Annotated in this window: 11 protein-coding genes; 6 read left to right on the top strand and 5 right to left on the bottom strand. The window is 68.7% G+C overall.

Translation table 11 applies throughout. From position 1 onward, the window contains the following. Window positions 1-111 precede the first annotated feature (111 nt). The 3 genes from KRR26_RS03175 to KRR26_RS03185 are packed head-to-tail and all read left to right on the top strand — an operon-like array spanning window position 112 to window position 2,608. On the top strand, window positions 112-1,110 hold the full coding sequence (locus KRR26_RS03175; protein WP_217079087.1) for a methionine ABC transporter ATP-binding protein: 999 nt from the start codon (window positions 112-114) through the stop codon (window positions 1,108-1,110). Continuing rightward, window positions 1,103-1,762 carry a methionine ABC transporter permease gene (locus KRR26_RS03180; protein ID WP_120203888.1) on the top strand — a complete coding sequence of 220 codons (660 nt, stop codon included), beginning with the start codon at window positions 1,103-1,105 and terminating at the stop codon, window positions 1,760-1,762. The genes KRR26_RS03175 and KRR26_RS03180 overlap by 8 nt, the downstream gene beginning before the upstream one ends. Window positions 1,763-1,783: 21 nt before the next feature. After that, window positions 1,784-2,608 (top strand): MetQ/NlpA family ABC transporter substrate-binding protein, encoded by an 825-nt coding sequence (locus KRR26_RS03185; protein ID WP_120203890.1) that lies wholly within the window; start codon window positions 1,784-1,786, stop codon window positions 2,606-2,608. Between the two features lie 164 nt (window positions 2,609-2,772). Here KRR26_RS03185 and KRR26_RS03190 read toward each other — a convergent pair whose 3' ends face one another. The 3 genes from KRR26_RS03190 to KRR26_RS03200 all read right to left on the bottom strand — a co-directional run bounded on the left by KRR26_RS03190 (window position 2,773) and on the right by KRR26_RS03200 (window position 7,947). After that, window positions 2,773-5,214, bottom strand: a complete 2,442-nt coding sequence (locus tag KRR26_RS03190; RefSeq protein ID WP_217079088.1) for a TonB-dependent receptor domain-containing protein — start codon at window positions 5,212-5,214, stop codon at window positions 2,773-2,775. A gap of 217 nt (window positions 5,215-5,431) precedes the next feature. Beyond that, window positions 5,432-6,178 carry a phytanoyl-CoA dioxygenase family protein gene (locus KRR26_RS03195; RefSeq protein ID WP_217079089.1) on the bottom strand — a complete coding sequence of 249 codons (747 nt, stop codon included), beginning with the start codon at window positions 6,176-6,178 and terminating at the stop codon, window positions 5,432-5,434. Window positions 6,179-6,285: 107 nt separating this feature from the next. After that, window positions 6,286-7,947 carry an acyl-CoA dehydrogenase family protein gene (locus KRR26_RS03200; protein WP_120203895.1) on the bottom strand — a complete coding sequence of 554 codons (1,662 nt, stop codon included), beginning with the start codon at window positions 7,945-7,947 and terminating at the stop codon, window positions 6,286-6,288. 128 nt (window positions 7,948-8,075) lie between these two features. On the opposite strand from KRR26_RS03200, the gene KRR26_RS03205 reads away from it, so the two are divergent. Beyond that, entirely contained in the window at window positions 8,076-9,845 is a 1,770-nt protein-coding gene (locus KRR26_RS03205; protein ID WP_120203897.1) for an ATPase, read from the top strand. Here KRR26_RS03205 and KRR26_RS03210 read toward each other — a convergent pair. Beyond that, complete coding sequence (locus KRR26_RS03210) at window positions 9,834-10,625, bottom strand: WbqC family protein (RefSeq protein ID WP_120203899.1); 792 nt, start codon at window positions 10,623-10,625, stop codon at window positions 9,834-9,836. The two genes, KRR26_RS03205 and KRR26_RS03210, sit on opposite strands and share 12 nt — an antisense overlap. 95 nt (window positions 10,626-10,720) lie before the next feature. Between KRR26_RS03210 and KRR26_RS03215 the strand changes: the two genes are divergently transcribed. Then, window positions 10,721-12,823, top strand: a complete 2,103-nt coding sequence (locus KRR26_RS03215) for a PAS domain S-box protein (RefSeq protein WP_120203901.1) — start codon at window positions 10,721-10,723, stop codon at window positions 12,821-12,823. A gap of 7 nt (window positions 12,824-12,830) precedes the next feature. Here KRR26_RS03215 and KRR26_RS03220 read toward each other — a convergent pair whose 3' ends face one another. Then, window positions 12,831-13,613, bottom strand: a complete 783-nt coding sequence (locus KRR26_RS03220) for a phytanoyl-CoA dioxygenase family protein (protein ID WP_120203902.1) — start codon at window positions 13,611-13,613, stop codon at window positions 12,831-12,833. Window positions 13,614-13,757: 144 nt separating this feature from the next. On the opposite strand from KRR26_RS03220, the gene KRR26_RS03225 reads away from it, so the two are divergent. After that, the gene (locus KRR26_RS03225; protein WP_120204180.1) at window positions 13,758-14,705 is read left to right on the top strand and encodes an alpha/beta fold hydrolase; all 948 of its coding nucleotides are present in this window, start codon (window positions 13,758-13,760) and stop codon (window positions 14,703-14,705) included. Window positions 14,706-15,000: the final 295 nt, after the last annotated feature.

The raw sequence follows: 15,000 nt of genomic DNA on the forward strand, positions 1-15,000 counted from the left end.
GCGCTCCTCCCATTGCATCCCGCCCCTGAATCATGAACCTGGCCGCTTTGTTCATCGCCATCCCCAGCGCTCGCCGCCCCTCGCGTGCGAGCACCCCCGCCGGAGTGGTCCGTGGTTGAGCTGCACGAAGTCAGCAAGCTGTACCGACAAGGAGATCGCGACGTGGCGGCCCTGCGCGAGGTCTCCCTGCGCGTCGCCCCAGGCGAGGTCTTCGGTGTCCTCGGCCAGAGCGGCGCCGGCAAGTCCACGCTCATCCGCTGCGTCAACCTGCTGGAGCGCCCCACCTCGGGCACGGTGCGAGTGGACGGCAAGGACATGCTCTCCCTCGATGACCGTCAGCTCCGCGAGGCGCGGCAGGGCATCGGGATGATCTTCCAACACTTCAACCTGTTCGCCTCGCGCACCGTGGAGGGCAACGTCGCCTATCCGCTCGAAGTGGCGGGCTGGTCGCGCACGCTGATTCGTGAGCGCGTGGCGGAGCTGCTGGCCCTCGTGGGACTGTCTGACCGCTCGAAGGCCTATCCCTCCCAGCTCTCGGGTGGACAGAAGCAGCGCGTGGGCATTGCTCGCGCCCTGGCGCCTCGGCCCCGGTTGCTCCTGTCCGACGAGGCCACCTCCGCGTTGGACCCCGAGACGACGCGCTCCGTGCTCGACCTCCTGCGCGACATCAACCGCAAGCTGGGCCTCACCATCCTCCTCATCACCCACCAGATGGATGTGGTGAAGGAACTCTGCGACTCCGTCGCGGTGCTGGAGCGAGGCCAGTTGCTGGAGCAGGGCAAGGTGCTCGACCTGTTGTCCCGTCCTGGCACACGCCTCCATGGGCTCTGCTACGCGCCGTTCGCCATGCGCGAATGGCCCGCGAATCCGGGGCGCCGGCTGGTGGAGTTGTTCCTCGTGGGCGCGCACGCGACTCGGCCCGTGCTCACCACCATGGCGCGTCGCTTCGATGTGGACGCGAACTTGATGGAGGGCACGTTGGATCGCGTGGGCGGTGCGCCCGTGGGACGCCTGCTCTTCGAACTCACCGGAGAACCCGAGGCGGTGAGCCGTGCCCTCGACTTCCTGCGCGAGCAGGGCCTGTCCCCCGAGGAGCGTGCCCATGTCTAGCGAACTGCTGAACTCCCTCTGGGTGGCCACGGGCGAGACGCTCTATATGACGTCGGTGGCCGCGGTGTTGGTGCTCCTGGCCGGCCTTCCGCTGGGCGTCCTGCTGGCCATCGCCGACGAAGGCGGGCTGTGGCCTCGTCCCGCGTTGCATCGAGCCGTGGGCGTGCTCGTCAACGTGGGGCGCTCGGTGCCCTTCATCATCCTCATGGTGGCCATCGTCCCGCTGACGCGATTGCTGGCGGGCACCACGATTGGCACCACCGCCGCCATTGTCCCCTTGGTCGTGGCCGCCATCCCCTTCATGGGGCGTGTCGTCGAGCAGGCCCTGCGCGAAGTGGACTCGGGGAAGATCGAGGCCGCGGTCGCGATGGGGTCCACGCACGCGCAGGTCATCCTCCGCGTGCTCATCCCCGAGGCCCGCGCGTCCCTCATTCGCGGGCTCGCGCTGATGATCATCAGCCTGCTCGGGTACAGCGCCATGGCGGGCGCCGTGGGGGGCGGCGGTCTGGGCGACCTCGCGGTGAAGTATGGCTACATGCGCTTTCGCACCGACGTGATGCTGGGCTGTCTCGTGGTGCTGCTGGTGCTGGTGCAACTCGTCCAGTGGCTGGGCGATCGGCTCGCCGCCCGATTTGAACGCACGTCTTCTTGAGTCTTCCTGGAGAACACATCCATGAACCGTTGGTCTCGCGCGCTGTTGGCTTCGTTGTTTCTCTTGGGCGTGGGGAGTGTGGCGGGCTGCAAGAAGTCAGACGCGGCCGGGGAGGGCGCGCGCACGCTCAAGGTGGGCGTCAATCCCGTGCCTCATGGGGAGATCCTTCGCGTCGCCGTGCCCGTGGCCGAGCGTGCTGGCACCCACGTCCAGGTCGTCGAGTTCACGGACTACGTGCAGCCGAACCTCGCGCTCGCGGATGGGCAGCTCGACGCGAACTACTTCCAGCATGTTCCCTACCTGGAGCGCTTCAGCGCGGACCGCAAGCTGACGCTCGTCAGCGTGGGCGCGGTGCACCTGGAGCCGCTCGCGCTCTATTCGACGAAGCACGCACAGCTCGCGGAGTTGCCCGAGGGCGCCAAGGTGACCATCCCCGCCGACCCGAGCAACGCGGGCCGGGCGCTCCGCCTCCTGGAGCAGCAGGGCCTGCTGCGGCTGCGTGACGGCGTGGGGGCCGCGGCCACGATCCAGGACGTGGTGGGCAATCCGCGCAAGCTGGAGCTGCGAGAGATTGATGCGGAACAGCAGCCGCGCACGCTGGAGGACGTGGATGCCGCGGTCATCAACGGCAACTACTTCCTGGAGGCGCGGAAGAACCTCCGACTCAACGCGAAGACGCTGGCGCAGGAGTCCGCCAAGGACAACCCCTACGCCAACGTCCTCGTCGTGCGGAAGGGGGACGAGGCGCGTCCGGAGATCCAGGCGCTCGTGAAGGCGCTGCGCTCCGAAGAGGTGCGGCGCTTCATCGAGAAGACCTACGAGGGCGCGGTGGTTCCGGCGTTCTGACCCGCACGCGCTCATCGCGGTTGCATCGAACCTCTGTCGTCCAGGCATTCATCAGGAGACCTTGGGCGGGAATGGGGCGGGCGACGCCTGGGGACCTGCAGGGTCGCCCCTTCGAGGAGTGACAATCCTCGTGGGGGCAGGCCGAGGATGTCTGGGGGGCTCAGTTAGAACGTGTAGCGTGCCTGGATGCGAATCTGGCGGGGCGGCTGATACGCGACGGGAGCGCCGCGGGCATCGGTCCGAGTGACGGTCTGGAAGTTGAGGAGATTGAAGACATCCACGCCTCCGACAAGTCGCTCGTAGCCCCATTTCAACAGGCCCAAGGACACGAAGGCATCCAGGCTGTGATGCCAGTCCAGCCGATGGGGTGCTCCGAGCATCAGAGGACCCGATTCCCCCTGATAGGACAGGCCCACCTGGGTGATGACCTGGGGCCCGAACAGACGGGCCCATGAGACATGGGCCTTGAGGGTGTGTGGGCGGTCCGCTGGCGCGGAATCATCCATCCCCGTGGCGCCGAGAACCAGGGCTGAGGCGTCAGGGACAGGCGAGAGCCGGACTCGTCCCTGTCCTTGCTCCGTGAGTCGTGACCACGTGTAGCTGAAGAGCGCCTTCAGCCCTTCTTGTGCTGCTGGCTCGTTGTGGCCAAAGACGAACGTGACGGCGTCATAGCTGCGGTCGCCGGGCGGACTCACGCTCATCGCGCTGTCGATGGGCGAACGCAGGTTCCGATGCAGGAGTTGGAGGCTGACGCGCGACTCAGTCGTCTTGCGGACCTCCATGCCGACCACGAGATCCTGAGACGTTGGCATGGAGAGGGGCGCGGATGAGGGGCGGGCTCGCGAGCGGGCCTCGACGAGTACCAGTGGGACCTGAGACGCGGTCATCCCGTACTGCGCGAAGACACGGATGAACGAGAACCTTGCGTAGGTGACTCCCAGGCGCGGCGAGACACGGCTTCCGGTGAAGAGAGAAGAGCCGCCATCCGCGGGCAGCACGCGTTCGTGGTCATAGCGAAGCCCCCCCGACACCGTGAAGCAATACACGGGAGACCAGACCTCTTGAACGAATGCCCCGAGGACCAGCCCGCGCGTCCTCGATGAGGGCTGTCCTGGGGCGTCCCCGCCTTGATTCGAGCGCAGGAGCGCAGCCCCCTCGTCCCCGCTCAGTTGTTCGTGGGTGAGATACTCACCGCTCACGCCCAGGCTGAGATCATGACGGCCTGGAGCGAGGTGCGAAAGCTGGAGGCTCGCTTGATAGCGATCCGCACTGTCTTCGACGCGTCCATCGTTCGGGGGCGGCGGTTCATTGGTCGCATCCGGTGGGACGCGCCCTTTTCGCGAAGTGTCTCGGTGGAGCCACCCGAGGTGGGCTTCTACCTCCGCGTAGGAGTTCATTAAAGGGAGGATCCTCCAGGACAGACTGGTTCGGGTGACGGTGCTCTTGAACGGCTCCGGATGGAGAGGCTCGCCTGTGACGGAGTCGTCGTCGAAGGTTGTTGGCTGAGTGATGAGGGAAAGGGACAGGCGCTGCTCCCGGGAGGGGGAGAATTCGAGCTTGCCCATCACCTGGGCTGCGCGTTGGTCGAGGAAGTTCGTGGTGGAGGTTGGACTCGGCACCGCCCCCTCGCTGGAGACGTCCTCGGACCTTGCAACGCGACGGAAGGTCGGAACGGCACCGAGCACGAAGGTCAGCTTTCGGTGTTCGAGCAGCGGTCCACTGACGATGCCGCCAAGGTCGCCGAACTGGTGAAGGGTCTCGCGGCGCACGGGGCCTGTGGTGGATTGAGGCTGCGCTCGAGGCCCTTCCCAGATCCCCGGGGTCCAAGTGGTGAAGACCGCGCCGTGGAACTGGGGGCCGCCGGCCGGGGTGGTTGCCGCGATGTTCGCTCCAATGGCCCGCGTCTCGTCGGTGAGCCCGCCACGGGTGACGAGCGTCAGGTTCTCCACCAAGGCGTCGGGGAGGGGCAGGGCGTTTCCCCCATAGGCGGGGTCCATCGTCGAGAGTCCATCGAGCCGGGTCTCTCCCTCGAGAGGAGAGGCTCCGGAGAGGCTGAGGCCCCCAGCCATCACCCGCGTGTCAGGGAAAAGCTCCAGGCTGCTGTCATACGAACGAAGCAGGCCGCCCGAGTCTCGCGACGGTCGATGGCGCGCGAAGTCCTCCGTGAAGCCTTTCTTGATGGAGCGATGCGCCGTGGGAAACCAATTGCCCTCGCTCCACCAGCTGTAATCCACCCAACTCTCAGTCGCCCCAGCACTCGGGAGACCTCCCAGGTTGAATTTGACGGCTTGGATGTTGACGCGAAGGGTTTGCCCTGGCTTGAGCTCCAGCCCGTAGCGATCAGGGCCTGGGCCGATGTCTGTCGCGATACCGAGTTTGTAGACGCCAGGGGGGAGGTTGAAGATGCCATAATTTCCCTGGGCGTCTGTCGATGTTTCTCGCCGTTCGTAAGGAGAGAGCGCCGGGGAGGTCGGATAGATCCAGACGTTGGCGAGGGGCTGTTTGTCCTCGGCGTCGATGATCGTCCCAACGATGGCGGCTCCCTGCGCCGAGGCGCCGCGGCTGCTCAGGAGCATGAGGACGCACGCGAGGGACAGCGCCCTCATGGGGCTTGAGCGCCTAGGCAAGCTGCGTGCCCAGGGGGCGTCCTCTGTCCGCCAGCGCGGCTGGCGGCTTCCACGGAGGTGCGGGTCGGGATTCAAGAGGGTCGCCTCGGTGAGTGAGGCGTCCATCATTCAGGGCGGTACTCGCCGCGCGCCGCACGCGCGCCTCTTCACTTCATCATCGTTTCATCACGATGGGAGGGTGCCCCGCGCGGCGGGCTCAATCCTGCGCGGCGGAGCGCGAGCCGGGCACCGGGGCGTTGTCGAGCGTCCGGTACGTCGCGACCACGGAGTACTTCGTGTCCTGTGTGTGATTGCGGCTGGCGGCGTGGAACAGCCGGGCATGGAACAGCAGCACGTCGCCCGGCTCCAACGCGACGTTTTCCGCGCAAGCGATGAGGGGAACATTCTCGGGGTGCTCGGGGCGCAGGAAGAGGCGCTCGTCGTAGCGCTCGGGGGCGAAGTCCATCCGATGGGTACCGGGGATGACCAGGAGCCCGCCGTTCCTTGGCGTCTCGCTGCCGAGCGCCAACCAGACAGAGATCAGCTCAGGCTGCGTGAAGGACCAATAGCGGATGTCCTGGTGCCAGCCCGTCTCCGAGGAGTAGCGCGGCTGCTTGGTCATCACGCAGTTGTGATGCGAGCGCGCTTGCTTCACCGGGCCGCCCAGCAACTCGGACAGCGCTCCGAGCAGACGGTCCTCGGAGAACCACTGGGCGAAGGACTCGCCGCGCGCGTGGGCCTGGAGGAGGCGTCGGATGGTGCGGCCTCCCTCGGCGGCGCGGCTCTCGGGCGCTCCGGGGTAGCGCAGGTCGGCCTCGTACTCCGCGGGGCCCTGGTCCGCGGCGACCTGGTCCTTCGCGAGCGCGAGCATCCGCTCGGTGCGCTCCCTGGCGACGAAGGCGGGGAGGACGAGGAAGCCTTGGGCGGCGAACTGCTGGCTCTGCGCGGGGCTCAGGACGGACATGGCGTCCGTCTCTTAGCGAGAGTGCCTCGCGGACGCAGCCGGAAACGCAAACGGGGGCAGCCACGAAGCCGCCCCCGCGTGTCCTGCTCACCTCGGCGTGACGCCGCTCAGGCCAGCAGCCGGGCGTCATCCAGGTCGATGTCGTCCCGGATGAGGTCCACGCCGTGCTTGCTGAAGCGCCGCGCCGCCGCCTTGCTGCGCGGGCCGTGGCCGTTCTCCAGGGACCACTGCGCGTGCTCGCTCAGCAGCGCCAGCTCCAGCGTGCGGCCCAGCGTCAGCGAGAAGCGCCGCGCCCCGGCCTCCAGCGTCGTCGGGTTGCCCAGCGCTCCGGACACCCACGCGCGCGCGTGCTCCAGCGCGTCCTGCGCCACCGTCACGCACGGCCGCAGGTCCGCGTCGCGCACCTTGGCCAGCCGGCCCTCGACCTCGTGGAAGAAGGCCTCCAGCGTGCCCTCCTTGGCCAGCGCGCGCAGCGCGTCCAGCGAGAGCACGTTGGTGGTTCCCTCCCAGATGGACAGCACCTGCGCGTCCGCCTGCACGCGCGGCAGGCCCGTGTCCTCCACGTAGCCCGCGCCACCGAAGGACTCGGTGACCTCCGAGGTGATGTGCACCACCTGCCGGCCCGTGGTCAGCTTCGCCAGCGGCGTCACCAGCCGCTGCAGCAGCAGCTCCGACTCGGTGGCCGTCTGGGTCTCCAGCTTCCCCAGCAGCTCCACCGCGCGGAAGCTCAGGAGGAAGCCCGCCTGGTACTCGGCCTCCAGGCCTGCCAGCGTGTCCACGTGCAGCGGCTTCTCGGACAGCTTCGCGCCGAACTGCACGCGGCGCCTGGCGTAGTCGCGCGCCAGGGCCATGGCCCGACGCATGCTCCACGCCGCGCCCACCGCGTTCCAGGTGCGCGTGACGTTCAGCATCATCGCCATGTTGCGGATGCCATCCGTCAGGCCCGCCACCGGCACCGCCAGCGCGCCGTCCAGCGTCAGCTCCGCGGTGGGCACCTTGCGCGTGCCGAACTTGTCCTTCAGGCGGTTGATCTGGATGCCATTGAGCTTGCCCGCCGCGTCGCGCGTCTCCACGTAGAAGAGCGCCAGGCCCTTGCCACCGGGGCCGTTGCCCTCGGGCCGCCCCAGCGTCAGCGCCATCTGCGCCGTCGTCGCGGAGGTGAACCACTTGGTGCCGTACAGGCGCCAGCCCTCGGGGGACTTGCGCGCCTCGGTCTGCGTCAGGCCCACGTCCGAGCCGCCCGTGCGCTCGGTCATCCACTGTCCGGACGTCCAGAAGGTGGCGGGATCGCGCGACGTGAGGCGGGGCAGGGCGTGGTCGATGAGCGCCTTGTTCCCCAGCGACAGCAGCGAGCGCGCCGCGCCGTCCGTCATGGCCAGCGGGCACGAGTAGACGTCCAGCGAGGGCTGCACCAGGTAGTTCAGGGTGAACTGGTGCACGCGGCTGAGCGCGCCGTGCTTCTGCTCATAGGCGGTGGCCACCAGCCCCTTGCGGGCCGTGAGCGCCTCCGCCTCCTTCCACAGCGGGGAGACCTCGATGTGATCGATGCGGTGTCCCCACGCGTCCCACTGCGTCAACACCGGCTCGTTCAGCCGGTCGCGGAGCTGGAACTCGTAGAAGTACTTGCCACTCAGCTCTCCCAGCTCGCGGAACTCGTCCGTCAGTGAGCGCCGGACGTCCTCGGGGAGAGTGCGGGCCAGGTAGCCCTGGAGAAAAGCGTCGTCGTCGTACTGGTTCCCCAACTGGGGAGGGGCCTGGAAGAAGCTCATGGGGTGAAGCTAGCACCAGGACGCCCGGCGTGGCCGAGCGAAGACCACGGCAAATCCCTGGATATGCCACATCGTTGAAATCCGGGCGGGTGGAGTAGGCTGCGCCGGCAGTTCCAACCGGAGCCGTCATGCCCGATTTCTTCAGGAGGCCGGGGTCCCCCCCTGCCAGCCCGTCCCAGCCCGACTCCGCCGAGGACCGCAACCGCACCGTCACCCCACTGGAGAGCCCCGCCGCGCCCCAGCCCGCGCCGGGCCCGGTGCTCTCGGCGCCGCCTCGGCCTCGCGCGGCGCCCGGTACGCCGCCGTCTTCCGGACTGCTGGAGGCGCCTCCGCGTCCGCGTGGCACCACGGGGCTGGGCCCCGCCCTGACTCCCGCCGCCGAGGCGGCCATGCGCCCCCCGCCGCGTCCCCCCGCGGCAACCCCGGCTCCTTTCGCGGGCGCGCCCGAGGTCGCCACCGAGCGCCGCTCGCTGCCGCCGGCCGCCTCGGGCTATGCGGGGCCGGAGCGCCGCGTCTCAGGGATGGCGGGCGTGCCCCCGGGCCCGGAGCGCCGCACCCCACTGCCGCCGCGCCGCGCCGCCGAGGCACCTCCTCCCGTGGACCGCTTCTGGCCTGCGCAGCCGCGCACGCTGGAGGACACCGGCCTCAACGCCACCTTCATCGAGGAACTGGTCCTCAAGGCGCTGTTCTTCGCCGGCGAGATGCGCGGCATGGACATCGCTGGCCGGCTCCAACTGCCCACCGCGCTGGTGGACGAGACCATCGAGGGGCTGCGCCGCCAGAAGTATGTGGACATCCGAGGGGGTGGTTCCTCGGGCGTGGGCAAGTCCACGATGATCTACCAGCTCACCACGTTCGTCACGGACGTGATGCGGCAGATCCTGGATCGCAATCGCTACAACGGCCCGGCGCCCGTGCCCTTCCATGAGTGGGTGGCCGCGGTGCGGCGGCAGACCGTGCGCGGCAATCGCATCACCCGCGCGCGGATGGAGGACAAGTTCGGGGACCTCATCATCCGCGACTACATCTTTGACGGCATCGGTCCGGCGATGAACTCGGGTCGCGCCATCTTCTTCTATGGGCCGCCAGGCAATGGCAAGACAGCCATCTGCCAGGGCATGGTGAACTGCTTCGACGAGGACATCTTCGTCCCGCATGCGCTGCTCATCGATGACTTCGTGGTGAAGATCTTCGACGTCAACCTGCACAAGCCCCTGCCGGACGAGCCGGGCGCGCCCGCGTACGATCGCCGCTGGGTGCGCTGCCGTCGGCCGCTGGTGGTGGTGGGCGGCGAGCTGACGCTGGAGATGCTCGACCTCGTCTACACGCCGGAGGTCAAGTACTACGAGGCCCCGTTCCAGATGAAGGCCAGCAACGGGATGCTCCTCATTGACGACTTCGGCCGTCAGAAGGTGTCCCCCAAGGACCTGCTCAACCGGTGGATCGTCCCGCTGGAGAGCGACGTGGACATCCTCACGCTGCACACGGGCAAGAAGGTGCAGGTGCCCTTCGACGTGTTCGCGGCGTTCTCCACGAACCTCGACCCCAGCGATCTGGTGGATGACGCCTTCCTGCGCCGCGTCCGCTACAAGCTGGAGGTCCAGCGTCCGGACGAGGAGCAGTTCCACGAAATCTTCCAGCTGATGTGCCACAAGCGCGGTGTGCCCTACGACGCGGGCGCGGTGGACTACCTCATCGACAAACACTACCGGCCCTTGGGGCGGCCCTTCGCGGCTTGCCAGCCTCGCGACCTGTTGGATCAGGTCATCGACATGGCGCACTACCAGGGCATCGTCCCGCGCCTGGAGCCGGCGCTCCTGGACTCGGCCGTGCACAGCTACTTCGTGCGCTTCGACAAGCGGCCTTCCGCCGGAGGCTCCGCCGCGTCAGTCCGCTGAGCGCGGCGCGAACGGTCCCCAGGGCGAGGGCTGAAGCCAGGCTTTCACCTCGTCCAGGGGCACGTTGGCCAGTACATCCACGATGGACAATCCCAGCACGAAGCGTCCTTCGCGTCCCTGCGCATAGGTGGGGTGGCGGAAGCGCTGCCACAGCACGCGCACATCCGCGTCGCGGAATCGATCCACCCGCAGGTACAGCGACGAGCCCAGTCCCGAGTAATAGGTATGCGCCCCGAGCTGCCGACAGTACTCCACCAACCGCTGGCTCTTGTCCTCTCCCGTGCGCTCCATCGAGGACGCCAGGAGGATGCGCGGCGCGAGCCCCAGCGGCGCGTAGAACAGCGCCATGCTCGCGAGGAGCAGGCGCAGCAGCGAGCCCGGTCCCGATTCGCGCGCGGCCGCGTCGTAGAAGGGCTCCACGTGGGGCAACACCTGCGTGCGGAAGTACGGCCGCCGGCCATACAGCGTCACCAGCGTCTGCAAGTGCTTGCGCGCCCAGGGCTGGCTTGCGTCCACCGCGAGGTCTTTGATTCGAACGTCCCGATGCGGATCCTCCAGGGGAATGGACAGCCATTGGAAGCCCGGTTCGGAAGGGGGTGGGGTGGGCACGCCCACGGGCAAGGCCACGCGGGTGCGCCGCTGCCAGCCGCGCCGGAGCCACTGGACGTCATCCAGGACGAGCAGGGTGCCCGCTCGGGCCACCTGCTCGTAATAGTCCACCCAGGGCAGGTAATGGGGTTGCTCCGCGACCAGCACTCCAGGGTGACCCGACTCCGACATGAATTGTTTGCGTCCACTGTCCGGCGGGGTGGACCTGGACTGCCTCCCGTCCACAACCATACGATTCCGCGCTTCGCCCGTACAAACGAGCTTCGATGCGACTCCTCGTCATCAACCTGATGGCGCCGCGAGCCCCGACGAGCGCCGCCCCGGCTGGTGAGTTGGAGCGGCTGGCCGCCATCATTCAGACCCAGTCGGACGTGGCACTGGCGGGGCTCGACCTGGGCGCGCTGATGCGCCTCATCTGCGAGCGCGCGCGGGTGCTGTGCGGCGCGGAGGGCGCGGCCGTGGGGTTGCCCCGGGTCGGGGGACGGCAGCTCACGTACCGCGTGGCCACCGGCAGCCTCTCTGGCTTCGTGGGGTTCATCGTGTCCCTGGAGGGCAGCCTGACCGGCGCGTGCTTCACGCGAGGCGAGGTGCTGCGCACGGACGATGCGCCTGCGGATCCCCGCGTGGACCGGCGCGCGGCGAGCGAGGTGGGGGTCCGCTCGATCATCATCGCGCCGCTGTGGCGAGACGCGCGCCCGGTGGGGGTGCTCACCGTCACGGCGCGCTCGCCCGACGCGTTTCAGGACCGGGACGTGCGGACGCTGGAGTTGATGGCGGGGCTGTTGGGCTCGGCCATGGGCAACGCGTCCGAGGCCGCCGCGCGCCAGGCCCTCATCGCCGAGCGCACCGCCGCGCTGGAGGCGCTCCGGGTCTCACAGGAGCGCTTCGAGTCGTTCATGAATCACAGCCCGGTGCTCGCCACCATCAAGAACGAGCAGGGGCGCCGGGTCTGGGTGAACGAGCGCTACCTGGCGTTCTTCGGGCTGCCGCGCGACACGGACGTGAGCCGGCTGAGCGACACGGACCTGATGCCCCTGTCCGCCGCCGAGGGCATTCGCGCGGGCGATCGCGAGGTCCTGGAGACGGGCCGCCTCACCGCGGGCGAGGGGATGGTGCCCGCGCGCGACGGCACCGAGCACCACTGGCTCACGTATCGCTTCCTCGCGAAGGATGCCCTGGGGCAGCGCTTCCTCGGGGCGGTGTCGCTGGACATCACCGAGCGCAAGCGCGCGGAGGAGGCGCTGCGGCGCTCGGAGGAGAGCTTCCGCGCGCTCATCGAAGGCTCGCCCGTGGCCATCTTCGTGCATCGCGGCGGACCGCTGCTCTACGTCAATCCCGCGGCGCTGAGCTTCCTGGGGCTGACGGGACCGGAGCTGATTGGCGCCGCGCCGCTGGACTTCGTTCATCCGGAGGATCGGCGCGCGGCGGAGGAGATCATCGCGGCGCCCCCGGGAGTGGCTCGCTCGGAGCACCGCGAGCTGCGCTTCCTGCGTCGCGATGGACGGGTGATGACCGCGGAGGTGAGCAGTCAGGGCCTGCTGTTTGATGGGCAGCTGTCCACCGTCGTCAGCGCGAGCGACCTGACGGATCGCCGCTCCATGCAGGCGCAGCTCGTGGTGTCGGATCGGCTGGCGGCGGTGGGCACGTTGGCTGCGGGCGTGGCGCATGAGATCAACAACCCGCTGGCGTTCGTGCTCTCCAACCTGTCGTTCGTCGCCACCGAGTTGCAGCGGCTGGCGCACGAGCTGCCCCCGGGCCGGGTGGCGGAGCTGGAGGAGGTGTTGCGCGAGGCCACGGATGGGGCGCACCGCGTGCGTCACATCGTGCGAGACCTGCGGACATTCTCGCGCGGGGACGACGACGCGGTGGCGCCGGTGCAATTGCAAGGCGTGTTGGAGTCCGCCATCACCATGGCGCGGGGCGAGCTGCGGCATCGCGCGCGCATCGTGCGCGACTACGAGGACGTGCCCCCGGTGGAGGGAAGCGAGGGGCGCTTCGGGCAGGTGTTCCTCAACCTGCTCATCAACGCCGCGCAGGCCATCGCTCCCGGCGCTCCGGAGCGAAACGAAGTGCGCATCAGGCTGCGCGCCGTGGAGTCTCGGGTCATCGTCGAGGTGGCGGACACGGGCGCGGGCATGTCTCCCGAGGTCAGCGCGCGCATCTTCGATCCGTTCTTCACGACGAAGCCGGTAGGAGAGGGGACGGGCCTGGGGCTGTCCATCTGCCACGGCATCGTCACGGGCTTTGGTGGGACGATCTCCGTCACGAGCGAGCCGGGGCGTGGCAGCACGTTCCGCGTCTCCTTGCCCCTGGTGCAACCCGCTCGCGCCGAGGGGATGCGCAAGGCGCGGTTGGACTTCGCGGGGTGAGGCGGCGCTAACGGCGGAAGACGGGGTGGAAGACGCGGGGCGCCTTCTTCTTGCGCACGCAGGTGGTGTCCACGCTCATGTAACAGGCTGAGAACGCGCGGCGCCGCAGTCCCGGCCGCCCGCGTCCGGAGCGGTGCCAGAGGTGGTTGTGGATGAGGATGGACTCTCCGGCCTGGACGGGCAGGGGGACCGTGCGCGACTCGGCCGACTCGGCGCGCACACGGTCTTCGGGGATGACTCCGCCGAGCTGTGTCACCCGGCCCGCGTGATGGCTTCCGGGCACGACCTCCAGGCATCCGCCGTCGAGCGGGGCGTCGTCCAGCGCGGTCCAGATCTGCAGCTCGGGGTCGCGCGTGAGGCCCCAGAGCTTCCCGCCATCTTGATGCCAGGGGAGGTTGCTGCCTCCGGCCTGTCCCTTGTGGAAGAGGATGGCGCGGTAGAGAACGATGTCGCCGGGGATGCGCGTGTGGACGATGCGCTCGAACAGGGGGTTCTCGATCCACGCGAGGAAGCGAGGGTCCAGCTCCAGCTTCTCCAGCTTGCGATAGTCCAGGGACGGCCCCTGCCAGCCGAGCCCCAGCGGAGCATCCTCGTAGCGACCCGACGGAGCGTCCGGCTGGAAGAACATGCCGGGATACACCACGCGCCCGAGCATCAGGTCGTCTGCCCGTTCGCGCAGGGCGTGGAGGCCCTCGTCACCGAGGACCCGACCCAGGCGGGCATAGCCATGCTCGGCGTAGTGCGCGAGCGCCGCTGCCACGTCGAATCGCTCTGGGGCCACGCACAGCATGCCTGAGGGTATCTCCCGTCCTGGACTCATGGCGCGGGACACATCGCCCGGTCGGGGGGCCGCCGTCCAGCATTCCTGTGCCGGTGGGTTGGCTGCTTGGAGTCCTTGCGCTGGCGTGCCGACCGCCGCATGGTTGACGCTGGCATGCCCTACCGCCGCCTGACCCGCTTCGTCGTGGCCCCCGATGGAACCCGGGTGGCCAGTCATACGCACCACGGAGACCTGCCAGAGGCGCAGGCGGACGCGCTGCTGGCGCGCCGTCCCTCGGTGTTGTTGACCAATGGAATCGGCAGCTCCGAGAACTTCTGGCGCTACATCGTCGCCGACCTGGAGCAGGACCACCGGGTGGTGCACTGGAACTACCGGGGACATGGCAGCAGCGAGGAGTCGCGCTCGGACGACTACCGCATCCCGGTGCACGTGGACGACCTGGAGCGCGTCACCGAGGACATGATGGCGCGGGGCGATGGCAAGCCGCCGCACCACATCGCGTTCTCCATGGGCGTGCGCGTCCTCCTGGAGCTGTATCGCAAGCGTCCGGAGCTGGTCCCGGCGATGACGCTCATCGCGGGGGCTCCCGGAATGCCCGGCGCGGCGAACGGGCGGCTGAGCTCCCGGCTGATGTTCGGCGCCGCGCGACAGGCCTTCCGCGCGAGCACGCCGCTGGTCCCGCTCGCGGCGCCGGCGGCGCACGTGATGATGAACAGCCGCATCGCGTATCCCCTGGGGCGGGCCGTGGGGGTCCTCCGGCAGCGGGCGCCTCGGCAGGACATCGACGAGTTCATGCTCGCGCTGCGGCGCATGAGTCCACGGGCGTACTGGCTCACGCTGCGCGGGTTGATTGAAGGCAGCGCCTGGGACGTGGTCCCGAGTGTGACGGTGCCCACGTTCCTCATCGCCGCGCGCAATGACTTCCTCGTCCCCATGTTCGAGATGGAGCGCTTCCGTGCCGCGCTCCCGCATGCCCACTGGCTCCAGGTGGAGGACGCAGGCCACGCCGGGTTGCTGGAAGCGGGAACGGAGATCGCCACCGCGGTCCGTGGCTTCCTGATCAACCACGGACTGCGGACGCCCGTGGCCACGCCACTTTGAGTCCAGACCGCGCGGGGAAGTTTCCCCCCGGCCCATGTGAGCGCGTCTGTCTTCACGGTGACCCTGGCGCCGTGCTGGCTTTGCCTCCTAGTGAATGCTGTGCATTGACGCGTCAATGGCGCGTCAACGACACGTCAAGGATGCGCCATGCATGGGTTTGGGACGTGCGTCCTCTCTCAGCGGCCGGTGGCACGCGGACTGAATAGGACTGCGCTTGGGAGCGGGAGGCGCTCTGCCTGTGGGCGCCTCTGTTCCTCCAACCTCACCCCAGGGAGCTTCATGCGCCTCAGTCTTC

Source organism: Citreicoccus inhibens (genome assembly GCF_019039035.1).
GTDB classification, from domain to species: domain Bacteria; phylum Myxococcota; class Myxococcia; order Myxococcales; family Myxococcaceae; genus Citreicoccus; species Citreicoccus inhibens.

What these genes read in the sequence shown, in the direction of transcription:
- KRR26_RS03190 (WP_217079088.1), bottom strand. Translation starts at nt 5,214, where the DNA reads ATGAGGGCGCTGTCCCTCGCGTGCGTCCTCATGCTCCTGAGCAGCCGC.
- KRR26_RS03195 (WP_217079089.1), bottom strand. Translation starts at nt 6,178, where the DNA reads ATGTCCGTCCTGAGCCCCGCGCAGAGCCAGCAGTTCGCCGCCCAAGGC.
- KRR26_RS03225 (WP_120204180.1), top strand. Translation starts at nt 13,758, where the DNA reads ATGCCCTACCGCCGCCTGACCCGCTTCGTCGTGGCCCCCGATGGAACC.
- KRR26_RS03180 (WP_120203888.1), top strand. Translation starts at nt 1,103, where the DNA reads ATGTCTAGCGAACTGCTGAACTCCCTCTGGGTGGCCACGGGCGAGACG.
- KRR26_RS03215 (WP_120203901.1), top strand. Translation starts at nt 10,721, where the DNA reads ATGCGACTCCTCGTCATCAACCTGATGGCGCCGCGAGCCCCGACGAGC.
- KRR26_RS03220 (WP_120203902.1), bottom strand. Translation starts at nt 13,613, where the DNA reads ATGCTGTGCGTGGCCCCAGAGCGATTCGACGTGGCAGCGGCGCTCGCG.
- KRR26_RS03210 (WP_120203899.1), bottom strand. Translation starts at nt 10,625, where the DNA reads ATGTCGGAGTCGGGTCACCCTGGAGTGCTGGTCGCGGAGCAACCCCAT.
- KRR26_RS03205 (WP_120203897.1), top strand. Translation starts at nt 8,076, where the DNA reads ATGCCCGATTTCTTCAGGAGGCCGGGGTCCCCCCCTGCCAGCCCGTCC.
- KRR26_RS03185 (WP_120203890.1), top strand. Translation starts at nt 1,784, where the DNA reads ATGAACCGTTGGTCTCGCGCGCTGTTGGCTTCGTTGTTTCTCTTGGGC.
- KRR26_RS03200 (WP_120203895.1), bottom strand. Translation starts at nt 7,947, where the DNA reads ATGAGCTTCTTCCAGGCCCCTCCCCAGTTGGGGAACCAGTACGACGAC.